The 25,145-nt window shown below is 64.2% G+C and carries 22 protein-coding genes and 1 other RNA gene; 10 read left to right on the top strand and 13 right to left on the bottom strand.

Annotation, left to right across the window (positions count from 1 at the left end):
* Positions 1 to 190: 190 nt before the first annotated feature.
* Positions 191 to 934: an Rv3717 family N-acetylmuramoyl-L-alanine amidase gene (locus BB28_RS01510; RefSeq protein ID WP_046255442.1), complete on the top strand. Its 744-nt coding sequence runs from the start codon at positions 191 to 193 to the stop codon at positions 932 to 934.
* A 12-nt stretch (positions 935 to 946) separates the two neighbouring features.
* Here BB28_RS01510 and BB28_RS01505 read toward each other — a convergent pair whose 3' ends face one another.
* From BB28_RS01505 to BB28_RS01495, 3 genes are read right to left on the bottom strand one after another with little or no spacing between them, the layout of a single operon-like run.
* Positions 947 to 1,390, bottom strand: a complete 444-nt coding sequence (locus tag BB28_RS01505; protein WP_046252241.1) for an SRPBCC family protein — start codon at positions 1,388 to 1,390, stop codon at positions 947 to 949.
* Positions 1,391 to 1,439: 49 nt separating this feature from the next.
* Positions 1,440 to 2,261 carry an enoyl-CoA hydratase/isomerase family protein gene (locus BB28_RS01500; RefSeq protein ID WP_046252240.1) on the bottom strand — a complete coding sequence of 274 codons (822 nt, stop codon included), beginning with the start codon at positions 2,259 to 2,261 and terminating at the stop codon, positions 1,440 to 1,442.
* A 13-nt stretch (positions 2,262 to 2,274) separates the two neighbouring features.
* Complete coding sequence (locus tag BB28_RS01495; protein WP_046252239.1) at positions 2,275 to 3,468, bottom strand: acyl-CoA dehydrogenase family protein; 1,194 nt, start codon at positions 3,466 to 3,468, stop codon at positions 2,275 to 2,277.
* A gap of 90 nt (positions 3,469 to 3,558) precedes the next feature.
* Between BB28_RS01495 and BB28_RS01490 the strand changes: the two genes are divergently transcribed.
* From BB28_RS01490 to BB28_RS01470, 5 genes are all read left to right on the top strand, one after another.
* Entirely contained in the window at positions 3,559 to 4,230 is a 672-nt protein-coding gene (locus tag BB28_RS01490; RefSeq protein ID WP_191985244.1) for a TetR/AcrR family transcriptional regulator, read from the top strand.
* Positions 4,217 to 5,191: a phosphotransferase gene (locus tag BB28_RS01485; protein ID WP_046252237.1), complete on the top strand. Its 975-nt coding sequence runs from the start codon at positions 4,217 to 4,219 to the stop codon at positions 5,189 to 5,191. Before BB28_RS01490 ends, BB28_RS01485 begins: the two co-directional genes overlap by 14 nt.
* A complete protein-coding gene (eno, locus tag BB28_RS01480) occupies positions 5,188 to 6,462 on the top strand; it encodes a phosphopyruvate hydratase (protein ID WP_046252236.1) in 1,275 nt (424 codons plus the stop codon). The genes BB28_RS01485 and eno overlap by 4 nt, the downstream gene beginning before the upstream one ends.
* Before the next feature lie 76 nt (positions 6,463 to 6,538).
* Entirely contained in the window at positions 6,539 to 7,909 is a 1,371-nt protein-coding gene (locus BB28_RS01475; protein WP_046252235.1) for an FAD-binding oxidoreductase, read from the top strand.
* Entirely contained in the window at positions 7,906 to 9,216 is a 1,311-nt protein-coding gene (locus BB28_RS01470; RefSeq protein ID WP_046252234.1) for a class I SAM-dependent methyltransferase, read from the top strand. Before BB28_RS01475 ends, BB28_RS01470 begins: the two co-directional genes overlap by 4 nt.
* Here BB28_RS01470 and BB28_RS01465 read toward each other — a convergent pair.
* Positions 9,213 to 11,192: a DNA polymerase III subunits gamma/tau gene (locus BB28_RS01465; protein ID WP_046255441.1), complete on the bottom strand. Its 1,980-nt coding sequence runs from the start codon at positions 11,190 to 11,192 to the stop codon at positions 9,213 to 9,215. The genes BB28_RS01470 and BB28_RS01465 overlap by 4 nt on opposite strands.
* Before the next feature lie 95 nt (positions 11,193 to 11,287).
* Between BB28_RS01465 and BB28_RS01460 the strand changes: the two genes are divergently transcribed.
* On the top strand, positions 11,288 to 12,013 hold the full coding sequence (locus tag BB28_RS01460; protein WP_052740078.1) for a hypothetical protein: 726 nt from the start codon (positions 11,288 to 11,290) through the stop codon (positions 12,011 to 12,013).
* 33 nt (positions 12,014 to 12,046) lie between these two features.
* Positions 12,047 to 12,703: a hypothetical protein gene (locus tag BB28_RS01455; protein WP_046252233.1), complete on the top strand. Its 657-nt coding sequence runs from the start codon at positions 12,047 to 12,049 to the stop codon at positions 12,701 to 12,703.
* Here the strand turns inward: BB28_RS01455 and BB28_RS01450 are convergent.
* A complete protein-coding gene (locus BB28_RS01450) occupies positions 12,700 to 13,983 on the bottom strand; it encodes an aspartate aminotransferase type Ic (protein WP_046252232.1) in 1,284 nt (427 codons plus the stop codon). The genes BB28_RS01455 and BB28_RS01450 overlap by 4 nt on opposite strands.
* Before the next feature lie 47 nt (positions 13,984 to 14,030).
* Positions 14,031 to 14,127: signal recognition particle sRNA small type (gene ffs, locus BB28_RS01445), an RNA gene on the bottom strand.
* Between the two features lie 124 nt (positions 14,128 to 14,251).
* Between ffs and BB28_RS01440 the strand changes: the two genes are divergently transcribed.
* Complete coding sequence (locus tag BB28_RS01440; protein ID WP_046252231.1) at positions 14,252 to 14,707, top strand: acyl-CoA thioesterase; 456 nt, start codon at positions 14,252 to 14,254, stop codon at positions 14,705 to 14,707.
* Here the strand turns inward: BB28_RS01440 and BB28_RS01435 are convergent.
* From BB28_RS01435 to BB28_RS01410, 6 genes are read right to left on the bottom strand one after another with little or no spacing between them, the layout of a single operon-like run.
* A complete protein-coding gene (locus tag BB28_RS01435; RefSeq protein WP_081252335.1) occupies positions 14,704 to 15,654 on the bottom strand; it encodes an amidohydrolase family protein in 951 nt (316 codons plus the stop codon). The two genes, BB28_RS01440 and BB28_RS01435, sit on opposite strands and share 4 nt — an antisense overlap.
* Before the next feature lie 5 nt (positions 15,655 to 15,659).
* Positions 15,660 to 17,516 (bottom strand): anthranilate synthase family protein, encoded by a 1,857-nt coding sequence (locus BB28_RS01430; protein WP_046252229.1) that lies wholly within the window; start codon positions 17,514 to 17,516, stop codon positions 15,660 to 15,662.
* On the bottom strand, positions 17,513 to 18,148 hold the full coding sequence (locus BB28_RS01425) for an isochorismatase family protein (RefSeq protein WP_046252228.1): 636 nt from the start codon (positions 18,146 to 18,148) through the stop codon (positions 17,513 to 17,515). Before BB28_RS01425 ends, BB28_RS01430 begins: the two co-directional genes overlap by 4 nt.
* Positions 18,149 to 18,151: 3 nt before the next feature.
* The gene (locus BB28_RS01420; RefSeq protein WP_030096024.1) at positions 18,152 to 18,910 is read right to left on the bottom strand and encodes a 2,3-dihydro-2,3-dihydroxybenzoate dehydrogenase; all 759 of its coding nucleotides are present in this window, start codon (positions 18,908 to 18,910) and stop codon (positions 18,152 to 18,154) included.
* The gene (locus BB28_RS01415) at positions 18,904 to 20,085 is read right to left on the bottom strand and encodes a 3-deoxy-7-phosphoheptulonate synthase (RefSeq protein ID WP_046252227.1); all 1,182 of its coding nucleotides are present in this window, start codon (positions 20,083 to 20,085) and stop codon (positions 18,904 to 18,906) included. The genes BB28_RS01420 and BB28_RS01415 overlap by 7 nt, the downstream gene beginning before the upstream one ends.
* A gap of 16 nt (positions 20,086 to 20,101) precedes the next feature.
* The gene (locus BB28_RS01410) at positions 20,102 to 21,727 is read right to left on the bottom strand and encodes a carboxylesterase/lipase family protein (RefSeq protein ID WP_046252226.1); all 1,626 of its coding nucleotides are present in this window, start codon (positions 21,725 to 21,727) and stop codon (positions 20,102 to 20,104) included.
* A gap of 314 nt (positions 21,728 to 22,041) precedes the next feature.
* Between BB28_RS01410 and BB28_RS01405 the strand changes: the two genes are divergently transcribed.
* On the top strand, positions 22,042 to 23,328 hold the full coding sequence (locus BB28_RS01405) for an IS701 family transposase (protein ID WP_046252225.1): 1,287 nt from the start codon (positions 22,042 to 22,044) through the stop codon (positions 23,326 to 23,328).
* On the opposite strand, the gene BB28_RS01400 is transcribed toward BB28_RS01405, so the two are convergent.
* Positions 23,224 to 25,011, bottom strand: coding sequence for a helix-turn-helix domain-containing protein (locus tag BB28_RS01400; RefSeq protein WP_046255439.1), 1,788 nt, complete (start codon positions 25,009 to 25,011; stop codon positions 23,224 to 23,226). The genes BB28_RS01405 and BB28_RS01400 overlap by 105 nt on opposite strands.
* Between the last annotated feature and the right edge of the window lie 134 nt (positions 25,012 to 25,145).

Below are 25,145 nucleotides of genomic sequence, written 5' to 3'. Positions count from 1 at the left end.
CCTCAAACGACCGGGTATCAACTTGGTCACGCTCGCCGGGCCTCGGCGGGTCGTCAACAAGGGTAGCCGCCGTCCGGGCTACCGTGGCCAGGTGCGAGTGAGTTTCGGACACCAGATGTCGCGTGCCGTGCCGCTCCGTCGGGCCATGGGCCTGGCGGGAACGGCCCTGTTGACGGCGGCATCGGTCACGGTGCTGCCGATCCTCACGCCGGCGGCCCCCACCGCCGCGGCCGCACCCGGCATCGCCGGACGCATCGTCGTGCTGGACCCCGGGCACAACGGGGCCAATGACGGCTCGATCAACAACCAGGTGCCCGACGGTCGGGGCGGCACGAAGAGCTGTCAGACCAGCGGCACCGTGAGCGATGGCGGGTACCCGGAGCACACCTTCGCGTGGAACACCGTGTTGCTCATCCGTCAGCAGCTGACCCAACTCGGCGTGCGCACCGCGATGACCCGTGGCGACGACGACAAACTCGGTCCGTGCATCGACAAACGCGCGGAGATCGAGAACAGCTTCAACCCCGATGCCGTCGTGAGTATCCACGCCGACGGCGGTCCGGCCGGCGGTCACGGCTTCCATGTCAACTACTCGAACCCGCCGGTAAACGCGGTGCAGGGTGAGCCGACGCTGCGCTTCGCCAAGACCATGCGCGACAGCCTGCAAGCCGCCGGCCTGACACCGGCGACCTACATCGGCACCGGCGGGCTCTATGGCCGCTCCGACCTGGCGGGCCTCAACCTTGCCCAGCACCCGAAGGTTCTCGTCGAGCTCGGCAATATGAAGAACGCCCAGGACTCGGCGATGATGACCAGCCCGGAGGGCCGCGCCAAATACGCGCAGGCCGTCGTTCAGGGCATCGTGGCCTATCTCAGCGGCACCGCACCGGCGCCGGGGGTAGACCCGGCTGCGGCGCCTGCGCCCGGCGGTTAAGCCGCCCGGCCGTTACGACTTGGCTTCCACAACCTTCTTCAGGTTGTCCAGCACCTCGGCCTGAATCTTCTTGAGGCCCAGGGGCGCAAAGGTCTTCTCGAAGAATCCCTTGATACCGCCGCCGCCCGTCCACGCCGTCTTGGTGGTGACCGTCGATCCGGTTCCCGCAGGTGCGACGGTCCAGCTGGTCACCAGCGTGGAGTTGGCATCCTTCTCGATGACGGTGTGCCCGGCGACACTCACGCTGGACTTGATATCCCGCACGCGCGACTCGGTGGCCTGAAGCTTCCAGGACGCGACGGTGCCTTCACCCTGACCGCCCTCGAGCACCTGGTAGTCGCGGTAGTGACTGGACAGGATCTGCGGGCGCACATTCTGGTAGTCGGCAACAGCGGCGAGCACTGCCTCGGGCGTCGCGTTGATCAACACCGAACTGGACGCACTGACCTGACCCATGAGTTCTCCCTCGCTACGACTTGGTTCTACTACTGGTTGTAGTCGCAGTCTAAGGGTCGCCCACGAGATCGCCGAGGCGACGTTCGCCGTCCACCGTCTGGCCTCCCCGTTGCAGAAAGCGCGCGATTCTCTGGGTGCTGTGCACGTCAGCGAACGCGGCAACGATGGCTGCCCGCTCGGCGGCCAACCCCGGCTCCAGGTCGGTGACCAGCGCATCGACCGTGCTCTTGGCACCGGCGATCAGTTCGAGCGGATTGACGGCGATACGCCGGGCGAGCCGATTCACGAACCGCCACCCCTCATCGGGGTCCAGGGCACGGTTGACCCAGCCGTATCGCTCCGCCAGGTCAGCATCGAAATCCTCATGACCCAAAATCACCTCGAGCGCGCGTGCCCGCCCCATGCCCTGGACCAGGTGCTGGGGGCCCGAACCCGCCGGCACGATGCCCAGACCCGTCTCCACCTGATTGAAGACGGCGCGGCCACGGACGGCGAAACGCATGTCCAGGTTGAGGAGAAACTCGCTTCCTCCGCCGGCAACCCGGCCCTCAACAAGTGCGATGGTGGCCTGGCGCAGCGCGCGAAACCTGCCGACCAACCGCTGGAAGGATTCGACGGACTCCGCAGTACGCGCCGAATCCGTCTGCAGGATTTCGACATTCAGGTGGGCGATGAAGAAGTCGGGATTGGCGCTACCGAACAGCACCACCGTCACGTCGTCCCGATCGGCGAGCCAACGAGCCAGCCGTGACAAGCTTGACATGAGTGGCCCGTCCAGCAGATTGAGCGGACCGTGATCGACCAGGACAGTCAGGACACGATCGTCGCGCGTACACCGCAACCCGTTGAGCTCGGGCGTCTCGGTATTCACGAGCCAGTGCTCATCAGAACGCGACGGATCCCGGCGGCAGCCCCAATTCCACCCGGCCGAACAGTTCGTAGGCCGAATCCGTGTCGTAGACAACGTGTGTGGACAAGGTGTTCACATCGCGTAGATGGCGCTGCAACGGCGAGTCCTCGTATTGCGCGGAGGCGCCGCATGCCTCGACTGCCTCGGCGATGGCCTGTTTGCAGACTTCCACGACATAGGCACAGTTGCGGCGCACCGCCACCCGATCCTCGGTTGCTAGCCCCTCGCCGGAGCGCAGCTTGTCCTCCACATCACGCACCGTCTGCAACAGCAGGGTACGTGCCGACTCGGCCTGCGCGGCAACATGTCCCATGCGCCGGTGCGCGGTGGCCAGCTTGGACTGCTCCTGCATCGAGTACCGCATCACCCGGGTCTTGATCTTCTGGGTGAACAGCTCCACCGTCCCCAGCGCCATCCCTACCGCCGGCGCGGCCGCGACATTGGAAAGGGCGCAGAACAGGGGTATCCGATAGATGGCCGACCCGTGTAGTTCCGCCGACGGTGACTGCCCGCGCGCCAGCGGACCGAACTCCTGCACCCGATGCTCGGGGACGAAAACGTCATTGACGGCGATGTCCATGCTCCCGGTACCCCGCAGACCGGAGGTGTACCAGGTGTCGATGACCTCGAGGTCGTTCCTGGGAATCATGAAGGTGCGCAGATCCGGATACTTCGGCGGCTCATCATGCTGCACCACCGCGGCAACCGATGCCCACGACGAGTGCCAGACACCACTGCCGAATTGCCAACGCCCACTTATCTTGTAGCCGCCCTCAACGGGAGTGGCGATACCCGATGGCGACCAGCTGCCCGGAAACAGCAAGGGAGATCCCGGCGAGACCGAGCCGAACATCTCGTCCTGCAGCTCCTCGGGGAACAACCCGGCGAGCCAGTTGTGGATTCCGTAGATACAGAAGGTCCAGGCGGTCGATCCACAGACCTTGCCCACCTCGATGACCGCGCTGACCAAGGTTTCCAGGCTGGCCTCGTCGCCCCCGTAGCGGCGCGGCGCCATCAGGCTGAACAGACCCGACTGGGACAGTTCGGCAATGGTCTCGTCGGGCATCCGGCGCAGGCGCTCCGCCTCGAGCGCCCGTGCGGCGATGGCGGGTGCGAGGTCACGCGCTCGCTGAACGGCATCGGCCTGCACTGCTGTCGAACTCGTCATCAAAACCTCGCAACCTGCGCAATCATTAGGGAATGACACGCGATCGGACTGAAACTGAATCTCGATTCAGGTTTAATGTAGCCTTGGCGGGTGGTGATGTCTAGCGATTCAGCGATCCGGCCCGTGGCTGCCGAGCAGCCCTCGACACAACGTGGCCGCAGCACGCGCCGTGCCCTGATGGATGCGGCGCGTGAGGTCATCTCCCGGGTCGGGTACTCCGAGGCTCGTGTCGTCGACATCACCACCGAGGCCGGGAAATCCGTCGGCGTTTTCTACAACTACTTCACCGACAAGGCCGAGCTACTCCGCACCATGGTCGATGAGTTCCGCGATGAGGCCTACACCCGCGGTGACACCGTCGAGACGGGCGATCGCGCGCCGTATGACGTGATCCGGGACATCGTCACCGTGTACTGGACCACCTATCGAGACCATGCCCCCGTACTCTCCGGGGTATTCCAGGCCGCACAGATAGACCCGACATTCGTCGAGTACTGGCGAGATCTGCGCGCCCCGGCACGCACGATGATCGCCAACAACATTCGGCGACTACAGAAACACGAGTACTCCCCCGGGATGGATCCTGATATCACCGCGTCGGCGATCGGGGCGATGATGGACTACTTCTGTTATGTCTGGCTGGTCGAGGGTGGGGAGAGCGGACGCGGCTCGGTCACCGACGAGGAGGCCATCGACACGCTCGCTCGCATCTGGTTCAACGCGCTGTGGTGGAAATCCGAAGGTGCACATGGCACCACCTGATTGGGTGGTCGAACTTCTCTCCCACGCCGAACTCGTGCCGGTGGAGGCACAACCGTTGACCGGAGGGGTGTCCTCCGACGTGTGGCGTGTTCGGCTGAGTTCGGGCGAATCGGTGGTGGTCAAGCGGGCCATCGAGCGGCTTCGCGTGCAGGCACACTGGGTAGCTCCCTTGGAGCGCAACACCTTTGAGGCACGCTATCTCATGCGTGCGGCGGCGATCGTTCCGTCTTTCACGCCTCGGGTTGTTATGGCCGTTGACAATCTGCACGCGTTCGCGATGACCGATCTGGGGCCCATTCCGTCCTGGCGCGAAGATCTGGCGAACGGGCGCATCGATCCGGAGGTGGGCGGGGAACTCGGCGCACACCTGGTTGCCGTGCATGCGCATACGGCCGGGGATGACACGGCGGCACGCGAATTCGCATCCAATGAGTTGTTCGAGGCATTGCGAATCGAACCGTATCTGCGCTATCCGGCAGAGCACCTCCCGGAACACGCCGACGCCTTGTCCCAACTGGCCGATGACCTCGCTGGCACGCACATCGCATTGGTGCACGGGGATGTGAGTCCGAAGAACGTGATCGTCACCGCGGACGGACCGGTGCTGACCGATGCCGAATGCGCCTGGTACGGAGACCCCGCCTTCGATCTCGCGTTCTGCCTTAATCACCTTCTGCTCAAGCGGATATGGAAACCCGAGTACCGCGAACTGTTGTGGGAGACGAGCCGCCGACTCTGCACCGCGTACTTGGCGGGCGTGTCCTGGGAGCCACCGGATGCGGTGGCCGCCCGGACCGCGCGCCTCCTACCCGCGTTGGCTCTCGCCCGCGTCGACGGACGTTCGCCCGTGGACTATTTGTCTGCTTCTCAACGCGATTCACTGCGCACCCGCGCAGGGCAGGCCTTGCATGAATCGGCCACCGATCCGCTGGCCGTCGCACAACAGTTAGAGGGACCATGACCGGAACACACATCAGTGGTGTGCACGCTCGACGCGTATGGGATTCACGCGGGCGGCCGACCGTCGAGGCGGAGCTGCTGCTGGGCGATGGCAGCATCGGGCGGGCGATCGCTCCCGCAGGTGCGTCCCGGGGCAGCGGCGAGGCCGCCGATCTGCGGGACGGCGGCAGCCCGTTCGCCGGTTACGACGTGACCGCTGCGGTGGCAGCCGCCCGTGACCTGACCGAGCATCTGGTCGGCATCGATGCCACCGACCAACAGGCCGTTGACACGGCGCTCACGGCGGCTGACGGGTCGGACGCGTTCGCGATCATCGGCGGTAACACGTCGGTGGCCATGTCGATGGCGGCCGCACACGCCGCCGCCACATCGCACGGTATTCCGTTGTGGCGGTATTTGATCGGTGATCGAACGGCCGCTATGCCGCTGCCTGAGATTCAGGTGATCGGCGGGGGCGCCCATGCCGCGCGCCGCACCGATGTTCAAGATTTCATGGTGGTGCCCGCGGCGGCCGACAGCATCGAACAGGGCCTCAACTGGGTGGCTGAAATTCATCGCGCTTGCGGGGCTTTACTTTCCGAGCGAGGCCGGCTCGCCGGAGTGGCAGATGAGGGTGGATGGTGGCCGGTGGTGGACTCCAACGAGGACGCACTGGAACTGCTGGTCGCCTCCATCGAGCGGGCCGGGTTGCAGCCGGGAGCCCAGGTCACGATCGCCTTGGACATCGCGTCCAGCGAATTCGGCAGCGGCGGCCGCTACCGTCTCGGGCTCGACAGCACCGAGCTCGACTCCGATGCGTGGGCCGAGGTTCTGATCGGGTGGATCGATAAGTATCCGATCGCTTCCATCGAGGATCCGCTCGCCGAAGACGATCCCGCTGCCCTGGCGGAATTCACCCAGGCAGTGGGACACCGCGTCCTGGTCGTCGGTGACGATTTCACCGTCACCAATGCCGAGCGCGTGCGCCGAGCAACCGAAGCCGGAGCGTGTAACGGGTTATTGGTGAAGCCCAACCAGGCCGGCACACTCAGCGCCGCCAAGTCGGCACACGATGCCGCTCACGACTGCGGATGGGACACCATCGTGTCTGCGCGATCAGGTGAGAGCGAGGATGTCACCATCGCGCACCTGGCGGTCGGCTGGGGTGCCGAGCAACTCAAGGTCGGCTCCATCACCAGATCCGAACGCACCGCGAAATGGAATGAGCTGCTCCGCATCAACGAACAGCTTGGCGGAGCAGCGATTCGGCTAGGACGATTGACCCGGGGTTAGTTTCCGATAGTCGCGCTTGGCATCTGAATCGCGTTCTCGGGTGCGCCACGCGCAGAACCGGGCTAGCGTAGGAATTGTGCCTATCTCGTCAGGATCGGCGCACGCCGAGGGAGTGAACCGGCTACTACGGAGTTACCGGGCCATTCCCACGACGGCGACCGTGCGTTTGGCTAAGCCCACCTCAAATCTGTTCCGCGCAAGGGCAAAGTCGACTACACCGGGCCTGGATACCTCGGGCCTCACCGGTGTCATCAGCGTGGACACCGTCAACCGCACGGCCGACGTGGCCGGCATGTGTACCTACGAGGACTTGGTCGCGGCCACCCTTCCCCACGGGCTCGCACCGCTCGTGGTGCCACAGCTCAAGACCATCACACTGGGTGGCGCGGTGACCGGGCTCGGAATCGAATCCGCGTCCTTCCGCAACGGGCTTCCGCATGAGTCGGTTCTCGACATGGACATCCTCACCGGCGCGGGCGAGATCGTCACAGCATCGGCCCATGACCACGCAGATCTGTATCGGGGCTTCCCCAACTCGTACGGCACACTGGGCTACTCGGTGCGGCTGCGCATCGAGCTCGAGCCCGTCGAACGGTTCGTTGCCCTGCGGCACATCCGATTCCATAGCCTCGCTGAACTTGTGGCAGCGATGGAGTCGATCGTGGACTCGGCGACGTTCCAGGGTGAGCGAGTGGACTATCTGGACGGGGTGGTGTTCACCGACGAGGAGTCTTACCTGTGCCTGGGCGCCCGGACGGATGCGCCCGGCCCGGTGAGCGACTACACAGGACAACAGATCTACTACCGCTCGATCCAGCATGCGGACGGCACCGGCCACGATCGGCTGAGCATTCACGACTACCTGTGGCGCTGGGACACTGACTGGTTCTGGTGTTCCCGCGCGTTCGGCGCGCAAAATCCGCGCATCCGCAGGCTGTGGCCGCGAAAGTACCGGCGCAGCAGCGTCTACTGGAAGATGATCGGCCTCGACCAGCGTTACAACATTGCCGACCGTATCGAGAGGTTCAACGGGCGCCCGGCCCGGGAACGCGTCGTCCAGGACGTAGAGGTCCCGATCGGTCACACCGCAGACTTTCTGCGGTGGTTCCTCGACGAGGTACCCATTGAACCGGTATGGCTGTGTCCGTTGCGGTTACGCGACAAGGAAGGCTGGCCGCTGTATCCGATACGGTCGGGCCAGACGTACGTCAACATCGGCTTTTGGTCCTCTGTGCCGGCCGGCGCCGGCGATGGAGCCACCAACCGGCGGATCGAGCACAAGGTCAGCGAGCTGGGCGGACACAAGTCGCTGTACTCCGAATCCTTTTATCCGCGTGAAGAGTTCGAGGCTCTCTACGGCGGCGAGCACTATCGGACGTTGAAGAAGACGTACGACCCGGATAACCGATTGCTGGATCTCTATGCGAAGGCGGTACGGCGACAATGACGACAACTCAGGCCAAGAACGACCGGGGCGAGAACGGCAAGCTCTCGCTGGCCGAGATTCTCGAAATCATGGCGGCCGGAGATCTGCCGCTGCGCTTCAGCGCCTACGACGGCAGCAAGGCCGGACCGGAGAACGCCGAGCTGGGGCTCGATCTACTGACGCCGCGCGGCACAACGTATTTGGCGACGGCACCGGGTGACCTGGGGCTGGCACGGGCGTATGTTTCCGGCGATATCGAAATGCAGGGCGTGCACCCGGGCGACCCTTACGAACTGTTGAAGGCCATGGCCGACAGGCTGGATTTCAAGCGACCGCCGGCGCGCGTGCTGGCGAACATCGTCAGGTCGATCGGTTTCGAACATCTACGGCCCATCGCACCACCGCCACAGGAGGCACTGCCCCGCTGGCGGCGGGTCGTCGAGGGATTCCGGCACAGTAAGACCCGCGATTCCGAGGCCATCCATCATCACTATGACGTCTCGAACGCGTTCTACGAGTGGGTACTCGGCCCGTCCATGACCTACACGTGCGCGTGCTATCCGAACGCCGAAGCCACGCTGGAAGAGGCGCAGGAGAACAAGTACCGGCTGGTTTTCGAGAAACTGGCACTCAAGCCCGGAGACCGGCTGCTCGACGTGGGTTGCGGCTGGGGATCGATGGTCAGGTACGCCGCACGGCGTGGCGTACACGCCACCGGTGTCACATTGTCGGCCGAGCAGGCCGCCTGGGCGCAGAAGGCCCTTGCCGACGAAGGTCTTTCGGATCTCGCGGAGGTCCGTCATGCGGATTATCGCGATACCACGGAAAGAGAGTTCGATGCGGTCTCCTCGATCGGACTGACCGAGCACATCGGCATCGCGAACTATCCCGCTTACTTCCGGTTCCTCCAGTCGCGGCTGAAGACCGGTGGCCTGCTGCTCAACCACTGCATTACCCGGCCAGACAATCGAACTTCGGCCGTCGCGGGGTATTTCATCGACCGCTACGTCTTCCCCGACGGGGAGTTGACCGGATCGGGGAAGATCATCACCGAGATCCAGAACGTTGGCCTCGAGGTGCTGCACGAGGAGAATCTGCGTCACCATTACGCACTTACCCTCAAGGAATGGTGCGCCAACCTCGTCGAACACTGGGATGAGGCAGTCGACGAGGTAGGCGAGGCCACCGCGAAGGTGTGGGGCCTGTACATGGCTGGTTCACGACTGGGCTTCGAGCGCAACGTCGTTCAGCTGCACCAGGTGCTGGCCACGAAACTTGACGCGCGGGGCGGGTCCGCGCTGCCGCTACGCCCGTGGTGGCGGCCCTAGCTGGGGTCGATCTTGCGAGCGCCCAGCTCGTTCTGAAGTAGTTCCAGCGCAACCTCTTCGGGATCGCGTCGCGGACCGGCCTCGCCCTGCCCGGCCTCGGCGAGCATCTGCTCCTCCTCGTCCTCCGGGGACGTGGGTTCCGGTTCAGGCTCGGGTGCCGGCTCGGGCTCGGGTGTCGGGCGGCTGGGCCGGGTCACGACCCGCGGCGCGGCCTTGGTGACTTTCTGTGCCTGGGCCGGGGCGCCGGCGTCTGCACTGCCCACCTCGCAACGGATCTCCCAGTCCACACCGAGCGCATCCTTCAACGCTTCCCGGATGACCTCGGCGTTACGCGACTCGGTGATGCGCTTGGCCAACGGTGGCGAATCATGGGACAACACCAGGGTCTTGCCCTCGATGGCGCGCACCGTGGCACCAGAAAGCATGACCTCGGTGGTCCGGCTGCGGTCCCGGACCTTGGATCGGATCTCGGCCCAGGCGTTGCGCACGGCAGTAGTGTCAAGGGCCCCGGGCTGGCGAGGCTCGGGGGCAGGTTCTGGTTCTGGTTCTGGAACCGGTGGTGGGGGCGGCTCCGGGGCAGGCTCGGGCTCGGGCTCGGGGGTAGGAGCAGGTGTCGGGGTTGGCTCAGGCTCTGGTGCTGGAGCTGGCTCCGGTTCCGGGGTGGGAGCCGGAGCCGGAGCGGGTGCTGGAGGCGGAGTCGGCGCGGGGGGCTCGGGCGCCGGAGCCGGCGGCGCGGTTGTTTCGGCAGCCGGAGCAGCGGGGGCCTGGGACTTGCGGACAAAGCGCGGCGACGCGCTTGCCCCACCGGACTCGGGCACCGACATGTCCAGACGCTTCTCGATGCGCTCGACGCGTTGCAGCACAGCAGATTCCGCGTCAGTGGCCGAGGGCAGCAGCAGCCGCGCGCACACCACCTCCAGCAGCAGCCGTGGTGCCGTCGCGCCCCGCATCTCCCCCAGCCCGGCGTGCAGCACCTCGGCATATCGGGTCAACGTCGCGGGGCCGATGCGCTCGGCCTGCTCGCGCATCCGCTCCAACACATCCTGTGGCGCATCGACCACACCGCGCTCCACTGCATCCGGAACCGCTTGCAGGACAATAAGATCGCGGAAACGCTCAAGCAGGTCGGTGCCGAATCGACGCGGGTCGTGTCCGGCATCCATCACGCCTTCGATGGCTCCGAACACCGCCGCGCCGTCACCGGCCGCGAGCGCGTCCACCGCATCGTCGATCAGCGCGATATCGGTAACGCCCAGCAGCGCGAGAGCCCGCTGGTAGGTCACGCGTTCCTCGTCCGCACCGGCGAGCAACTGGTCCAGTACCGACAGGGTGTCTCGAGGCGATCCGGCACCGGCGCGGATCACCAGCGGGTAAACCGGGTCGTCGACGGCGACGTTCTCCTGCGCACAGATGCCCTCGACGAGCGTCCGCATCGTCTTGGGTGCCAGCAGGCGGAACGGATAGTGATGGGTGCGCGACCGGATGGTCGGCAGCACTTTCTCCGGTTCGGTAGTGGCGAAGACGAAGATCAGGTGCTCGGGTGGCTCCTCGACGATCTTGAGCAGCGCGTTGAAACCTGCGGTGGTGACCATGTGCGCTTCATCGATGATGAAGATGCGGTAGCGCGACTGCGCGGGTGCGTAGAAGGCGCGATCGCGCAGTTCACGGGTGTCGTCCACACCACCGTGGCTGGCGGCGTCCAGTTCGATGACATCGACGTTGCCCGATCCGTTGGGCGCCAGCGCGACACACGAATCACAGATCCCGCACGGCGTCGAGGTGGGCCCCTGCACGCAGTTCAGCGAGCGGGCCAGGATACGGGCGGAGGACGTCTTACCGCAGCCACGGGGCCCCGAGAACAGATAGGCGTGGTTGATGCGGCCCGCGTCCAGCGCGGTGGTCAACGGTCCGGTGACGTGCTCCTGGCCGATGACTTCGGCGAAAGTCGCCGGGCGATACTTGCGGTACAGGGCCACGGAGAGCAAGGGTACCGGCGACCGCAGACGACCTTGGCGGGCCACCTGACGAACAAACCGCCACATTGGGTGATCTTGTTCGCTAAAGTCCGCGCATGAAGACACGTCGCGTTGATATGAACACTGTGTTGGCGGTTGGCGCGAGTGTCATCGCACTCGCGTTCACCTCCGCTTGTTCCAAGGAATCGCCGAGTGAGTCACCGGCGCCGTCATCGAGTACCCAGAAGGCCGACGAGCCGGCCGCGAAGTTGCCCGAAGGTCCGGCAACCGCACTTTTGCTGACCCGGGAGGACTTCCCCGCCGGCAATGGGACGTTCACCATCGAAGACAAGCTCAAACTCGACAAGGACAAGGCGGACAAGTCCAAGCCGGAGAAGGTCAACCCGCCCGGGTGCTACGAGTTCATCTCCGAGGGAGACGGCGACTACGACAGGGCGCGCGCCAAGTACGACTCGGACACCGTGATGGCGGAGAGCAGTGTCGGGCTCGGCGTCAAGCAATCATTCGACGACCTCGCCAAGCGCGCCCAGGAATGCGCGTCCGTCCAAATGGAGGGTGACGGGGTGGCGATGAAGGCGCACGTCTCCATCGCCGATTTGCCCGGTGCCTCCGAGGAGACCAAGTTGGTGAAGGTCGGCGGCCTTCTCGGACCCGAGGGCGATCAGATCGGCGTCGAGTCGCATATCGCGATTGCGCATCCCCGGGGCACGACCGTCCGGATCGAGGTCGACCGATTCATCGAGCCGTGGACTCCCGAGCAGGACGCACTGGTGTTGGATCTACTCAACAAGCAGATCGCCAAGGTGAACAAGGCGCCGTAGGCGAATCCGCACAAGACGGATGGGGGAACTCCCGTGGCTCGCACGCTGTCCATCGGCGCAATATCCGCTGCGCTGATCCTCGTATCGGCGTGCACCAGCGTCGTCTCGGGTGAACCGAAGTCGGACGGTTCACCCGGGCTGCCCAAGGGCGATCCCGCCAAACTGCTGCTGCCCCGCCAGGACTTCCCTGAGGGCTCGGGCACCTATGAGGTACTCGAACGCCCGGGCGACGACGGCCCGACGGTCAGCCCGTCCGAGTGCAACATGTTCGTCAACCACGACACGGTCACCTTCGATCAAGCCGCCGCACAGTACGAGGACGGGTCTCTTCGTGTGGACATCGTGGTTGGCAAGGGGATTGCCGACTCGTTCCAGGCCATCGAGGAGAAGGCTGGGCGGTGTGGATCCGTCACGCTTGACCTCGACGGGATCGGCGGGACCGGCAGCGTCAAGACGGAGAAAGTATCGGGAGCGAGCGTGGACGCGACCGCGGCCATCTTCACCGGCGGCCTGGGAATGGACGGTGAACAGACCGTTGAGATCACCGTCAAGACGCTCACCGCACATCCACGCGGCACCACAGTGACCGTCAAGGTCCTTCATGCCATGGAGCCTTGGACCAGCGATAACGACAAGCTGGCGCTGACACTGCTCAACAAACAGATCGATAAGGTGCAGAAGGCTCCCTAATCGGCGCGCTCCAGCAGCTTCTCGGTTGCCGCCAGCAGCGCGCACGTCGCCAAACCATCGACGGCGGCGCCGACGGTCTCCAGCGGTGGGAACGACGGCGCCAGACGAATGTTCCTGTCATTCGGGTCATTTCGGTACGGGAACGTGGCGCCCGCCTCGGTGAGCGCGATCCCGGCCTCCTTGGCCAGGGCGACCGTACGTTTGGCGGTGCCGTCCAGCACGTCAAGACTGATGAAGTATCCGCCCTTGGGCTCACTCCACGATGCGATCTTGCTCTCGCTCAATCGGTCGTCCAGGACCTCAAGCGCAAGCTCGAATTTGGGCGCGAGGATCTGCTGATGCTTCTGCATGTGCAGCTTGACGCCCTCGGCATCGCCGAAGAAGCGCAGGTGCCGCAGCTGATTCACCTTGTCGGGCCCGATGCTGCGCTTACCGGCGTGTTGCAGGTACCACGCGATATTGGCCAGTGATCCGCCCATGAAACTGACACCGGCACCGGCGAAGGTGATCTTCGAGGTGGACGCAAAGATCAACGGGCGGTTGGGATGTCCGGCGGTCTCGGCGAGCCCCAGCAAGTCCACATTCCGGACGAAATCATGCGTCAGAGTGTGTACCGCGTAGGCGTTATCCCAGAACAGCCGGAAATCCGGTGCCGCCGTGTTCATCTGGGCCAGCCGACGAACGACCTCCCACGAGTAGACGGTTCCGGTCGGGTTGGAGAAGACGGGAACGCTCCACATGCCCTTGATGGTCGGGTCGGATGCGACGAGTTCCTCGATGAGGTCCACGTCGGGGCCGTCCTCGCGCAGCGGTACCGGGATCATCTCGATGCCGAAGGATTCGGTGATCGCGAAATGACGGTCGTATCCGGGCGCCGGGCACAGGAACTTCAGTGACGGCTCCTCAACCCAGGGCCGGGGCGAGTCGACGGTTCCGTGGAGCAGCGAATACACGATCACGTCGTGCATGAGGGAGAGGCTGGCGTTGTTGGCCGCGATCAGGTTGGGCGCGGGGACGCCGAGCAGCTCACCGAAGATTGCGCGCAGCTCCGGAAGACCGTTACCGCCGCCGTAGTTGCGCGTATCGGTGCCATTGCCATCGAGGTAGTCGCCGTCACCGGGCAGCGCCAGCAGGCCGTTCGACAGATCCAGCTGCTCGGGCGCCGGCTTGCCACGAGTGAGGTCCAGCGAGAGCCCCTTGGCCTTGAGCTGGCTGTAGTTCTCCTGCTGCAACCGATGCTGAGCTGCGAGTTCGTCGAGTCCGAGCGACAGGAATGACACGGCTTTCCCCTATTCGCCCTGCGGGGCATCTGGAGGTCGCGATCTTCGGAAAGGGGACCCCGCGCACCCGACAGAGCCCGTTGACCCTTGCTGCCTTCCAGCCCTGGGGGAGTTCACAGGATAGACGCCGCGCGGGGTCCAGCGATCAGTCTAGTGGGTGGGCCATCCCGCCTCGAACCGTGGTGGGTGTTACCTTCCGATATCGTGAAATCGGATTGAGGCAATACCCTCCGTACCCTCGAATTCGCACAGGAAAGGAACAGCGGGAATGGCTGAAATTCCAACTCTTGCAGAGTTTCCGCTGCATTCACACGATAAGCTGCGTTATGCCGATACAGACCGGCAAGGGCACGTCAACAATTCCGTCTTCTCCACCTTGCTGGAAACCGGGCGAGTGGAGTTTCTACACGACAGCACCAGACAAATTCTGGAGCCAAACAGGGCGTTTGTCATCGCACGTTTGGAGATCGACTTCCTGGGCGAGATGCTGTGGCCCGGCCAAGTAACTATCGGCACAGCGGTGGATTCCGTCGGGCGCAGTTCACTCAAACTTCGCCAAGCCATCTTTCAGGAAAATTGTTGTGTCGCGCGAGCCCTCTCCGTGATTGTTTTGATGGATGAAAGCTCGCGCCTCTCGACACCATTCTCCGAGGGCGTTCGCTCCCGCCTTTCCGAGTCGGCATCGAATAGCGCAACGCAACCGCATTCCGATACAAACGCCTAATCGCCGTCCAACCCCAGCAGCTCGGCCCCATTGCGGTCCAGGATCAACGAAGCGTCGTCGGATGACAGCCCCTCCTGGATGTACGTCGCAGAACTGACGTACCTGGCACCTCCCTGGTACGGGAAGTCCGAGCCGAACACCAACCGATCGGCACCGAGCGATGCGACAGCTGCCTGCAGTGCCGGAGTGTGGTCATGCCCCACCGTGTCGAACCACAGCCGCCGGGCAGCATCCTTGGGCGCCTCCGGACAATGGGTCGCTTCCCATTCAGTCACCTGACGGTTCGCGCGCTCCAGCACCATCGGTAAGGCCCCGCCCAGATGACACGTCACGATCTTCATATCCGGATAACGCGATGGGATACCCGCGACAATGAGGTGCATGATGGCGATCGTGTCCTCGATCGGCGCTCCGATCGACCAGGTGAGCGAGTGATCGGTGATCAAGGACGAATCCGCGCCGCATCCTGCCGGATGAACGAAAAGTATTGCGCCCCTGCTATTCAATTCCTCGTAGAGCGGATCGAATATCGGATCGGCTATCGACCGGCCAAGTACGGAGGTCGTGATCGACGCGCCGTACATGCCCAGATCGTCGATCGCACGGTTCAGCTCCTCCAACGCGGCCGGGATGTGCGGCAGCGGCAGTGACGCCAGCGCGCGGAACCTCCCCGGATACTCACTGGCGAGCTTCGCGTACTCGTCGTTGATGAACCGGGCGCTCTCGACGGCGGCGGTCTCGTCCTCGAAATGAGGTGATGCCGGTGTAGCCGAGAGGATCTGCAGGTCGACACCCGCCTCATCCATCAGCGCGAAACGCCCATCCAAATCGGTACGCGTCGCCCCGGCACCGAGGCCACGATGGACATCGGTACCGGCCCTCCCATACTCGTCGAGTAACGACAGGTAGTCGTCAGACCACAGGTGAGCGTGAATGTCTATGCGCACACTTGTCATGCTAGTACCGGAACACCCGTCGCCAGCGGCGTGAGCAGCTCACCGAAGATCCCCACGCCATCGCGGGTGAGGATGGACTCTGCGTGGAATTGGATGGATGCAAACCGCTTGGCGCGCACCGCATGAACCTCACCCGTCACGGCATCGGCACTGATCTGCACCCGCCCTGCGGGCGTATCGACCCACTCCCCGCTCGTCACCGCGGCGAAGGTGTTGTAGAACCCGACATGCCGCTCGGTTCCGAACAAATCGATCTGCCGCTGCACGCCCTGATTGGGCTGCTCCCGACGACGAACCGGCAGGCCCAACTGCCGGCACAGCACCTGATGGCTCAGGCAGATCGATAGAAACGGAATGCGCTGAGTCAGTGCGGTCTTCGTCAAAGCGGTCAGTGTCGCAATCTTCGGAACATCGATGGCCGTCGGATCGCCCGGGCCGGGGCCAAGTACCAGGATGTCATGCGCGCCGGGTTGGATATCCTCGTCGAATCGGCGGATGTCTACGCGTAAACCCAAGGCCCGCAATTGCAATCCGATCATCGAGGTGAACGTGTCCTCGGCGTCGACTACCAGCGCGGTGCGGCCCACCAGATTCGCGGCGTTCTCTCCCGATCCGTGTCCCAGCCAGAAGGTCCCGATGCCGGTGTTGCGACTGGCCAGAGCCTCCGTCACCCGGGGATGACTGCGAAGCTCCCGACGTGTCGTCAAGGCAGAGAGTAATCCGGCAGCCTTGCTACGGGTTTCGGCGGCCTCGCTCGCGGGGTTGGAATGCCGAACGATGGTGGCGCCAGTGCCCGCGGTGAGTGCGCCACCTGGTGCGATCTCCGCGGTGCGGATCAAGATGGCCGAATCCAATTGCCGCACACCGGCCGTGTCTGTGCTGATCAATGCGGCAACGCCGCTGTAGTACCGGCGGCCCTTGGGTTCATACCGTTGAATGACACGGCACGCGTTCTCCAGCGGGCTTCCCGTCACCGTCGGCGCGAACATCGTCTCGGCCAAGATCTCACGCGGATCCCGATCAGTAACACCGGAAATCAGATACTCGGTGTGCGCGAGCCGCGCCATTTCCTTCAAGTACGGTCCCTGCACCTGCCCGCCATCGGGGCAGATTCGGGCCATCATCTTCAGCTCTTCATCGACCACCATGTAGAGCTCGTCGGATTCCTTGGTGTCGGCGAGGAACTCCATCACCGCATCCAGGTTCGGGCCGTTGGCACCGTATCGATACGTCCCGCTGATCGGATTCATCACCGCCAACGAATCCTGCACGCTGATATGGCGTTCGGGGGTCGCGCCGATGAATACCTGCTCGCCGGTGCTCACCAGGAACGTCCAGTACGCGCCCTTCTCCCGCTCCAGCAGTCTCCGAAAGAGCGTTAGCGCGGTGTTGATCGAATAGTCATGCAGCTGGACCAACAGGTTCCGCTTGAGCACGAAGTTGGCTCCGGCCCCCTGTCCGATCTCCTCGGAGATAATTCCCGAGGCCAGACGCGCGTACTCCGCATCGTCGATGTCGAAATCGCTGTGGCCCACCACCACCGGATACTCGGGAATTCGGTCCAACACCTCCGACAACGGCGCCGACTCCTGCTGCTCGACGGCAAGCGCCAGTAGCGGAGCACCGTCATCGGGCGCTACAAATCCGCGCTCGGCGATCTGCCGGTACGGCACCAACGCCAGCAGGTCATGCCCACTATGCCCGTCACGCAGCGGAAGGTCGGCGATCCGCTCGACAGATGTCACCGTGCCGGTGACGACGTCGACGGCATCGGGTGCGCCGGATTCCGGGCGGTACAGCAGGGCAAATGGCCCGGTTGCTCCCGCCAATACACGTCCCAGTAGATCGCTCATGTCAGCACCTCGTCCGTGACGGTCAGCACGGCGCACCGCCGTGCCGCGTATTCCAAAGCCATCCAGTGTGATTCGTCGTCGAAATCGGCGATCGCATCGGCAACCAGGAAGGTCTCGATATCGTGGGTGAACGCGTCCACCGCGGTCATCAACACGCCCACATGTGCGTACACGCCGCAGATCACCAACTGGTCGCGTCCCGCTGCGTGCATCCGTTCCAACAACGCAGAACGATGAAAGGCGCTGTACCGCCATTTGGTGAAGACCCAGTCACCCGCGTCGGGTGCGATCGGATCGACGATCTGACGGTGCTCCTCGTCCACCCGCATCCCGGGGCCCCAGAAGTCCTTGAGCAGGCCACGCTGCTCCTGGGTCATGCTGCCGGGCTGAGCGGTGTAGGCGATCGGGATACCCGCGGCCACCGACCTGTCGCGGATGGCCGCGACATTGCTCACCAGTTGATCACGCAACGACACCGGCAGCGGTGCGAGGAAATAGCGCTGCATGTCGTGAATGAGCAATACGGCGCGTGCGGGATCGATCTGCCATGTCGCCGTGTTGGCGGGCAGTAGATCCACGGTCGGCAGGTCGTACTCGGCGATGATCGGGATGCCGCGGGTGGCAGTGGTCATTGGTCAAACCCCTAACGTCGCGCCGCCATCGACCACCAGCGTGTGCATGGTGATGTGGGCAGCTTGGTCGGAAGAAAGAAAAGCCACAGCGTCGGCGATGTGTTGTGGTTGTGCGATGCGCCCCAGGGGAATCCCCGGCTTGAAGTCGTCCAGGCTGCCGGCCACCAATCCGGAGTCCGAGGAATCGCCCAGCATGGCGCGCAGCATGGGAGTGTCCGTCGAGCCGGGCGCCACGACGTTGCATCGGATTCCATGCTCGGCGAGCTCGAGCCCCAGACTCTTGGTGAACGCGTTGGCGGCCGCCTTGGATGCGGCGTACGCCGTCATCCCCTTGCGAGCCACCAGAGCGGCATTAGAGGCGATCGTCACGATCGACCCTGCGCGGCGGGGAATCATGTATCGAGCCACCTCGCGGCTCAGAACAAAGGGAGCGCGCACGTTGACGTCGAAGGTCCGCGCCCAGTCGGCATCCGAGAACTCCACCGCTGCACCTGTTCTCAGCACTCCCGCACCATTCACCAATGAGGTGATCGGTCCGATCCGAGACTCGATGTCCGATACCCCGACCGCCACCGCGGTGTCGTCGGTGATGTCGAGCACCTGCCCGATGATGTCCAGCCCCTCGTCGGCGGCGTACTCGACGAGCTGTTTGATGGCGACCTCATCGACGTCCACCGCAACAACCCGCTCGTCCCGACGAGCCAACGTGGTCACCACACGAGATCCGACTCCCCCGCCGGCGCCGGTGACCACCGCTACCATGCCGACACCACTTCGGTGGCCTGCGCCGTATTGAGGCGCGGATCGCACAGCGTCGAATACCGCTGACCTACCTCGTGGTTCTGTGAGCCGTCGAGGACGCACTCGACGACGTCGTCGGGCGTGGCTTCCAGGTGCAATCCACCCGCGTGCACACCCGCCTCGGCAAGTACCTCACGGAAGCCGCGGACCTCATCGATGGCCGTCTGGACGTGCCTCGTCTTGTACCCGGACTCGGTGGACACGGTATTGGCGTGCAGCGGATCGCACAGCCAGATCACGGGGTGTCCGGATTCACGCACTGCGGCAACCAATTCCGGCAGCTTGTCGCGTACAGCCGACGCACCCAACCGCGCGATCAGCGTCAACCGCCCACTCTCGTGCTCCGGATCCAGCTTGTCGCACAGCGCGAGGAGATCCTCGGTCGTCATCGACGGGCCCACCTTGCATGCCACAGGATTGGCGATGCGCGAGAACAATTCGACATGCGGCCCGTCCAGATGGCGGGTCCGGTCACCGATCCAGGGCCAGTGCGTGGACGTGAGCACCATGCGGTTCTCGCCGTCGCGACGCAGCTGCGGCGCCTCGTAGTCCAGCAGCAGCGCCTCGTGGGACGTCCACACCGGCGGCTCGATGACCGAGAGCGAGGACGGCACCCGCCAACCCAGATGACCCATCACCCGGTTCGCGGCCCAATAACCGGCGAGCATCCGATCCGGATTGGCACGCCGATGCACCGGATGAGGCTGCGGACCATTGACGAGATGCCCACGGAAAGAGGGAAGTTCGACGCCATCGATCGTCTCGGTGGGCTTAGACCTCGGCTTCGCGTATTGGCCGCCGATGCGTCCGACCCGCAGCACCGGCCGGTGAGTCTTCATCCGCATCGTGCCGGCGAGTACGTTGAGCAGCGCTACCTTGCGGGCCACGTGCGCGTTGGTCGACTCCTGCGGATCCTCCGCGCAGTCGCCCGCCTGAATGATGGTGGCGCGGCCCTGAGCGACGGTGCTCAGCAGCGTGCGCAGAGTCCTGATCTCGTCGGCCCCGATCAATGCGGGCAGCTCGCTGAGTTCGGCACGCACACGTTCCAGATGTGCGTGGTTCTCCCAGACCGGCTGTTGTACCGCACGTCCGGTGTCGAGCAGCAGTGATGGCGCAGTCATTCTCGTGATCTCCATTCGATTGATTTCTGATTCACTTGCCCCACTGGACTGCGTCAAGAACGCCCAGCTGTGTGGTCTTGGTAGGGGTGGCGATTGTTCCGGCACCGTCGCGAAGCACGAGCTGCCGCAAGTCCTGGCCAACCGGATCCCATTGCGGAAGCCGCGGACTTGCCGGTGCGCGGCCATGTGCGAACTCCGCTACCAGATCCATGAAAGCGGCGGAGGTTTCACGCTCCTTCGGCCCGTCTCCGAACTTGGCCACATTGGAAGGATGCGCGTAGGTGCCGAAGAGGAAAGGTGATGTCGATTCGTGCGGTACGCCGAAATACGGAGGCTGTACCGGGTGTGCGTACTCCATCAGATACAGCGGCGCGCGCCGCTCGACCGTCGCGCGGCGGGTGAAGGCAAGGATGTCGTGCCGGATCAGCGCATCGCCCCACAGTTCGGTCCACAACGACAGCGGATCGGTTGGGCGGCCATCCTGTCGTGCCGAATCCGTATAGACGGCAACAGCATCGGCAACGGTCGCGTCGGATAACGGCGATACGCCCTGCTCGAGGATGTCGCGGAAGGCAGCGTGCAGTGACGCCGCATCGGTCGGCTGCGGTTGCGGGTCAGGCGCGTTGGGTCCGGTGAAGAACGAACCCTCCGTGCTGGTGTAGATGGAGATGGTGGGGATATCCGGTATCGGTTGATTGACGTCGAAGGCCGGGAGCAACACCGGATCCAGAACCGGTCCGCGATACTGCCGACCGCTCTTGGCCACACGCTGCGACCTCGGCAGGGCGAACTGCGCCACCCACCAGTCGCGGATCCGATCGGCGGGGACCTCTTTCAGGTTCTTGACCGAAACCCCCTGCGCGGCGGCCAGTGCGTCGAACACCGCCGTGGCATCGTCGGGCGTCAAGCTCAGATACGGACTCCAGACATGGGCCTGGCTGATGCTGATGATTCGGCGCAGCAGCGGCCTGGTCTGCGGGTGCAGGGCCAATTGCCAGGTGCTGGCGCCGCCCGCCGAGGTGCCGACGAGCGTGATGTTGCCCGGGTCACCACCAAAAGCCTTGGCATTCTCACTAACCCACCGCAACAGTGCGATCTGGTCCTGCAGACCCCAGTTGGTGTGCAGTCCGGTGTCGGGATCTTCGAGCGCGGGATGACCGCAGAAGCCGAAGGCACCCAGCCGGTAATTGAAGTTGACGACGACTGCTCCGACGCGCTCGGCGAGCGCCGCCCCGTCGTACACCGGGAGACTGCCCGCTCCCCGGGACCAGCCGCCACCATGGATGTAGACGATGACGGGCAGCTTGGCTCCCGCGTCCACCGTGGGCGTCCAGACGTTGGCATACAACGCGTCTTCCTGGCGCACCGGGTCACCACCGGCCGGTTGGATGAAGTCAGGTCCGAACCGTGTGGTGTTCAAAGTATTTCGCCACGGAACCGCCGGACGGGGGGAACGAAAACGGTTCTCCCCGGTCGGCGGCTGTGCGTAGGGAATGCCGCGGAAGACGTGGACCTTTCCCGCCGTTCCCCCGCGGATCGCGCCACCGGTGACCGAAACTTGCGGATCCGCCGCACTGGCCTGCGAGCCACAGCCCGCTAGTGCGGCCGCCCCAGCCAACGCAAATGTCGTGCCTAGCAACGCCCGCCGGGTAATCACCTCTCTATCTTCGAGATGGGGCGTCGCGCACCAAACAATCGCGAATTCAATTCGTCAGTTCGGAGACAATCCGTCAAGTTGACCCCCCAGGCGCCCCATTGCGCCACCTAGCGACTCAGGATGCGGCTAACCATTCGCTGGTCACGGGGTTGTTCACATATCTGTCATCACCTATTCGTCCACCGCGATGGGTGTAGCGGGCCACACGCATAGTCCGTCACTTTGTGTGGTGCCAATACCTGTTCCCCAGGACGCATCTCGCCCATTCTGAGGTCGACATCGATCACCCGCTAATTCATTGAGGTGCTCCAGACATGACATCTGCGACCAAGGTGCAGGCCGCACCCGAACTATTCGACACGCGTCCTCGTGTTTCTCCGGTCGACGCCATGGCGTCGGTGGCGGCGCACGTGTGCCCCGACGTGCTGCGATCACTGCCACGGTGCGACCAGCGGGCCAAGGGTGAGGACTATGTCACCGGCCTGCTGAAGGTCCGCGGCCGCAAGTCCGCTCGGAACATGGCAGCCACCATGGGGCAGTCCATGGGGCGCGAGGTGAGTGAGCAGAACCTGCATCACTTCGTCAATAGCTCCACGTGGGATTGGTGGTCGGTCCGTCGAGATCTGACGAGCTACCTCACCAGCGCCTATCACCCCGCCGCCTGGGTGGTCACGCCGATGCTGATTCCCAAGGCCGGAGTGCACTCGGTGGGAGTGGACCGCCGCTACTGCCCCCGCGCCGGGCGTGCTGTCAATGGTCAGCTGGCGCTCAGTGTGTGGCTGGCGGCCGACGGATTCGCGGTGCCCGTCAGCTGGCGTCTGCATCTCTCGCAGCCCTGGCTGGAATCGGCCACCAAGAAATCCAAGACCTCGATCCCCGAGGACTACCCCTTGGAATCTGTCAGCGGATGCGCACTCTCGGCTTTCCAGGAGTTTCTCAAGGTGGCCCGACCGTCGAATGCCCCGGTGGTCTTCGACCTGCTGGGCGCCAACGGCGCGGATCTGACCCAGCTGTTCGGCAGCTTGACCCACCAGGTCGCGACCTCACGAGTATCGGGCGACCTGCAACTGCAGATTGTCGACCCGGCGTTCGTGGGCTATCAGGGCCGCGTACTTCCGGCAGCACAAATCGTGCAGGCCACGAAGGGCTCGCGACGCACCGAACAGTACGTCTACCAGGGGCGTCGCCACCTGATCAGCATCGCGAAGGTGCAGCTGGCCGACCCGTCCGCGGCTCGTTCACGGACACCGTTGACCCTCGTCGGCATGACGCCACTGGATCATTCGCGGGCTCGTACCGAACTCTGGCTGACCAACGACCCCGAGTTCTCCACCTCGTCTCAGGCACACCAGGTGGCACTGGCCGATCACGTGCAGCAGGGATACCTGCACCTGGCGAACCGCATGGGCATGCAGGACTTCGCGGGGCGCTCGTTCACCGGATGGCACCGCCACGCAACCCTGGTGTCGATCGCCGCTACGGTCGGATGCCTGGTGTCACCCGGTCTGGCGAGTGAGCAGCGAACCACGAACTTTCCACAGCTTGATGGCGAGCTGCGTGTCCAGGAGGCGCTCGGCATCCTGCCAACCGTCACCCAGTAGTTCGTTCACCCGGTCCAGCCGGCGCACCACCGTGTTGGGATGTGTGTGCAGGATCTTGGCGGCGCGGGTGGGGCTGGCGCCGACCGTGAAGTACACATCGAGCGTCTGGAGCAGGTCGGTGTCACGTTCGTCGTCATAGTCGATGACGGGACCGACCATGGACCTGACGAATCCCTCCACGTCCTGGTGGCGCGACAACAGCACCCCCAGGAACCCGAGTTCGTTTGCGGCGGCCGCCGTTCCGAGCGCCCCCAGGGCGCTCATGGCGTCCATACAGCGCAATGCGTCCTGATAGGTCTCCTCGATGGACTCGACGCGGTCCGAGGGCCCTGCGGAGGACACCGTGACCGGCATGCGCAGGTGCGTGGTGGTCTCGTCCCATACCGCCTGTGCGGTGCGGCCCGGATCAGATCCCGGAACAAGCAGCACTACCACCTCGTCCTGGGTGGCTCGTAATCCACCCACCCGAGAGGCGAATGACGCCGACCACAGTGCTGCGCGGTCCAGTCCACCACGTTCGGGTCGAACGATCACCACGATATGCGGCTGGTTGAGGTCCAAAGACAAACGGCGGGCGTAGGTTTGAACCAATCGATTGTCGCGCTGACGTGAATCCAATACGTCATGGAGCAGGTCGTCACGCAACTGGGCCACCGACAACGACATCCGATTATCGCCGGACATGACCACTGCGGCCGTGGTGGCGAGATCTTGTAGCTTCAGCGGATACACCGAGACGGGCGCGTCGTCCAGGCTGGCCACCGACAGCTCGCCGTGGTAGTCATCGCCCACCGTGAGCGCGGTCGTCACATAGTCTTCGGGGTCGGATTCCCATTTGTACGAGGCGATCTCCGCGCCGTCATGCCCGGTCACCCGTATCGCGACTCCTAGGCGTTCCGATGCCGCAAGGACAAAGCTGTCCATGCCACCGGGGCCGGCTCCGGCATCCAGAAGCTTGGTCCGCAGCTCGATCCGCTGCTCCAATTCACTGATTTGCGCTGTATTGCTGGAGAATTCGTCGGCGCGCGCCAGCGCGATACCCGCGAACGAGCAGAGACTCACGAAGAGGGACCGCTCGGCGGCGGTGAAGCTGCGCACCGTCCGTGAACCGACATAGAGGTTGCCGAAGTGCTGACCCTCGTGCTCCATCGGCATGATCATCAGACTGTGCACACCTTCGGAGCGCATAGCGGCGTCACCGTCGCTGGCCCGGCTGAATCGGGTGTCGGACGGGTAATCGGCGGTCCACACCGGACCGTGGCCGGGCCGATACTGACTCACCAATCCGATGTCGTCACCGATCGGGAAGTACAGGCTTCGATTGATCGCGGTGGTAGATCCATCGACATAACGGACATGGTGTCGTACCTCGGGTCCGGAGTCATCGCGCACCGAGATGAACGCGAAGTCGGCGTCGAGCATGATCCGTGCCCGCTTCACCAGGGTGGTCGAGGCCTCGTCGATATCGTGGCATCCGAGCAATTCGATGGCCACGCCGACCAGGTTGGACAGCCGGGCCTCACGTTGATTCTGTGTCTCGATGAGCCCGTAGATGCGTTCGGCGTATCCACGGGCGCGGTGCAAATCCGCAGCACTCCACGGCGGCGAGGATTCCCGGGCGATCTCCTTGAGCCGTGCTTCGAAGACATCGGGCGCGGTTCCCGATGCCAACAACCGCAGCACGGCTAACGCGGTGGGGCCCCCTTCGCGCGCCCCACTCACCTGTATGTCAGTCAATACCAACTACCCGTCTGCCGTGTGTGCGTGGCAACGGTAAGGGCGGGCTATGGCACCGTCAAGACTCTTGCGCGCGAACA

The sequence above is a fragment of the Mycobacteroides chelonae CCUG 47445 genome (assembly GCF_001632805.1).
Classification (GTDB): domain Bacteria; phylum Actinomycetota; class Actinomycetes; order Mycobacteriales; family Mycobacteriaceae; genus Mycobacterium; species Mycobacterium chelonae.
The sequence above is the reverse complement of the archived record's forward strand: the minus strand, read 5'-3'. Positions and strand labels throughout refer to the sequence as shown.

Excerpts from the sequence above, each read along its gene's own strand:
- BB28_RS01505 (WP_046252241.1), bottom strand. The coding sequence starts at position 1,390 with ATGGGTCAGGTCAGTGCGTCCAGTTCGGTGTTGATCAACGCGACGCCC.
- BB28_RS01495 (WP_046252239.1), bottom strand. The coding sequence starts at position 3,468 with ATGACGAGTTCGACAGCAGTGCAGGCCGATGCCGTTCAGCGAGCGCGT.
- BB28_RS01485 (WP_046252237.1), top strand. The coding sequence starts at position 4,217 with ATGGCACCACCTGATTGGGTGGTCGAACTTCTCTCCCACGCCGAACTC.
- eno (WP_046252236.1), top strand. The coding sequence starts at position 5,188 with ATGACCGGAACACACATCAGTGGTGTGCACGCTCGACGCGTATGGGAT.
- BB28_RS01470 (WP_046252234.1), top strand. The coding sequence starts at position 7,906 with ATGACGACAACTCAGGCCAAGAACGACCGGGGCGAGAACGGCAAGCTC.
- BB28_RS01460 (WP_052740078.1), top strand. The coding sequence starts at position 11,288 with ATGAAGACACGTCGCGTTGATATGAACACTGTGTTGGCGGTTGGCGCG.
- BB28_RS01440 (WP_046252231.1), top strand. The coding sequence starts at position 14,252 with ATGGCTGAAATTCCAACTCTTGCAGAGTTTCCGCTGCATTCACACGAT.
- BB28_RS01430 (WP_046252229.1), bottom strand. The coding sequence starts at position 17,516 with ATGAGCGATCTACTGGGACGTGTATTGGCGGGAGCAACCGGGCCATTT.
- BB28_RS01425 (WP_046252228.1), bottom strand. The coding sequence starts at position 18,148 with ATGACCACTGCCACCCGCGGCATCCCGATCATCGCCGAGTACGACCTG.
- BB28_RS01420 (WP_030096024.1), bottom strand. The coding sequence starts at position 18,910 with ATGGTAGCGGTGGTCACCGGCGCCGGCGGGGGAGTCGGATCTCGTGTG.
- BB28_RS01415 (WP_046252227.1), bottom strand. The coding sequence starts at position 20,085 with ATGGAGATCACGAGAATGACTGCGCCATCACTGCTGCTCGACACCGGA.
- BB28_RS01405 (WP_046252225.1), top strand. The coding sequence starts at position 22,042 with ATGACATCTGCGACCAAGGTGCAGGCCGCACCCGAACTATTCGACACG.